A 2,086-nucleotide genomic window follows, 5' to 3' on the forward strand; every position below is an offset into this window, starting at 1 on the left:
TACTAACGACCTCGTGCACGGTTGGCCGTGGCTCGTCGAGCGTTGCGGTCCTGGCAGTGGTCACGCTTGAACGCGGCGGGATAGAGCGGCGTTCTGCTGGTGTGAGAGCAGTCCGGCGATGGCTTGGACGATGTCGCTCATGTGCTCGCGACGGCCAAGGTGGCGGGCCAGAGCCCGCCAGTTCTTCAGGTGCGCGATGCCATGCTCGACGCGGATGCGCCGTGAAGAGTGCGCTTTGCGCTGGAGTTCGTGCCGCTCCTCGTACCAGGCGGGAGCGTTCTTCTTGAACTTGCGGTGTGGTGGTGTGACCACCCGTCCGCCGGTCTGCGCGCCCATGCCCTGATAGCCGGCGTCCGCGAGGATTTCCATGAACGGGCCGTCGGCCAGGAGCTTGACCAATCCGAGCTGCCGTGCCTGGGTGATGTCGGCGCAACTGCCTGGCCGGACCGGGCTGCAGTACAGCAGCCGCCCTTCGGCGTCCGTGAGGACCATGGCCTTCACGGCGTTTTGCTTGGTCTTGCCGGAGACGAACTTGTCCCGGTCCTTGCAGCCTGCGGCCGGGCGCCGCACACGGATCTCCGTGCCATCGATGATCCCCGTCCCGCCGGCGCCCAGGTACTCGATGACCTCGGCGAGAGTACGCAGCCGGATGCCCTGGGCGACGGTGCAGCCCCGCTGCGCCAGCAGAGGCCGCACCTCGCCGATGGCCCGAGTGATGGTGGAGCGGTCCACGCCGAACCAGCAGGCCAGCACGTCATGAGTAGTGCCATGGCGCAGACTCACCAGAGTGGCCAGCAGCCGGTCGACGAAGACGAACTTGTGCTTCGCCCCGGCTCCCACCGCCCGCCGCCGCGGCCGAGCCGTGAGCCGAGCCTGATGCTGCTCCTGCCACAACGGCCCCACCTCAGCGATGAGTTCAGCGATCACCGCCGACGACAGTCCGGTGACCCGGTACTCCGCCACGATCAACCCACGCGCCCCAGCCCCCACCATGCACAGTTCAACGAGCCACCTGGACGCCGAGCCACGGCCAACCGTGCACGAGGTCGTTAGGCAGACACACGGTGATCTGGGCGAACTCGCCCACGGGCCCTGGCTGCAGCCCCGACCTCAGATCAACGCTGGTTGAGGTGCAACTGCTCGATGCCGCAGGCCAGGACCAAGTCATCGCGCAGGGCGCGCTGGAAACCCCACGTTGGACCAATGCATTGCTCATGAGGCAGAAGCAGGCCTACCCGCCCGTATCATCACTGCGCCAGGGCATCCGCAGTCGGAGCACCTGCCCCCTGACTCGCTGCCACCGGCCGCAGGGCTACGCCCGGCCATGAACCGAGGAGAAAAACATGCCCCACAGCACGGCTCCAGCCACCGAATTGACGGCGCAGTACGTCAACCAAGTAGCCGCCGACCTTGAGCGCAACGTCAAGGAACAAGAACGCATCACCGCGGAAATCACCGTGCTGCAGCAACAGTTGGCCGACCTGCAGCACGACCACACCGTACTGGTGAACATGCAACAGGCACTCGGCGTCGCGGCAACAACCCCCGAGTCTGCCAGCGCAGACCACCCCACCGTGCCCTTGCCCCGAACGAAGGCCGCTGCTGGCCCTCGCAGGCAGGCGAAGACGGCAACTGCCAAACAGCCCACAGCCAAGAACCAAGCCGCCAAGAAGTCCACGGCCAAGAACACTGCCTCAAAGACAGCCCAGCCCACGCTGGTCGAACTCATCCGCCGCCACCTGACCGAACAGAGCGAACCACGCTCAGCAGCAGAAATCGCCACAGCACTCAGCCAGGCACACCCCGACCGCGGCATCAAAACCAACGTCGTGCGCACCACCCTCGAAAACCTCGTCGCCAGGAGCCAGGCTCAACGCGCCAAGCAGGGCAGCTCCGTCTACTACACCGCCCCCAGCCCGACCGAGCCCACGGCAGCGCCCACGTCCGAGGCTCAGGCCGAAACAGCTGGATAAGCGCGCCGCCGTGGACAGAGTCGCCGGCTCAGTCTCCCCGGCCCGGGCGGCGGCGGTCCCCACGCCGGGACACCGCCGCAGCGCGGAGACGCTCTTCCAAGTTCTCAGTGAGC

2 protein-coding genes are annotated in these 2,086 nt (G+C 66.7%); one reads left to right on the forward strand and one right to left on the reverse strand.

The window, feature by feature from the left end; genetic code table 11:
• Nucleotides 1-60: 60 nt before the first annotated feature.
• Nucleotides 61-963 carry a transposase family protein gene (locus SSP24_RS42270; protein ID WP_229866386.1) on the reverse strand — a complete coding sequence of 301 codons (903 nt, stop codon included), beginning with the start codon at nt 961-963 and terminating at the stop codon, nt 61-63.
• Nucleotides 964-1,343: 380 nt separating this feature from the next.
• Here SSP24_RS42270 and SSP24_RS42275 point away from each other — a divergent pair, with 380 nt between their 5' ends.
• Complete coding sequence (locus tag SSP24_RS42275) at nt 1,344-1,973, forward strand: hypothetical protein (protein WP_141316564.1); 630 nt, start codon at nt 1,344-1,346, stop codon at nt 1,971-1,973.
• The last annotated feature ends 113 nt before the right edge of the window (nt 1,974-2,086 follow it).

Origin of the sequence: Streptomyces spinoverrucosus, from assembly GCF_006539505.1 — a bacterium.
Taxonomy (GTDB): Bacteria; Actinomycetota; Actinomycetes; order Streptomycetales; family Streptomycetaceae; genus Streptomyces; species Streptomyces spinoverrucosus.

Coding starts and splice junctions, on each gene's coding strand:
- SSP24_RS42275 (WP_141316564.1), top strand. CDS start 1,344: ATGCCCCACAGCACGGCTCCAGCCACCGAATTGACGGCGCAGTACGTC.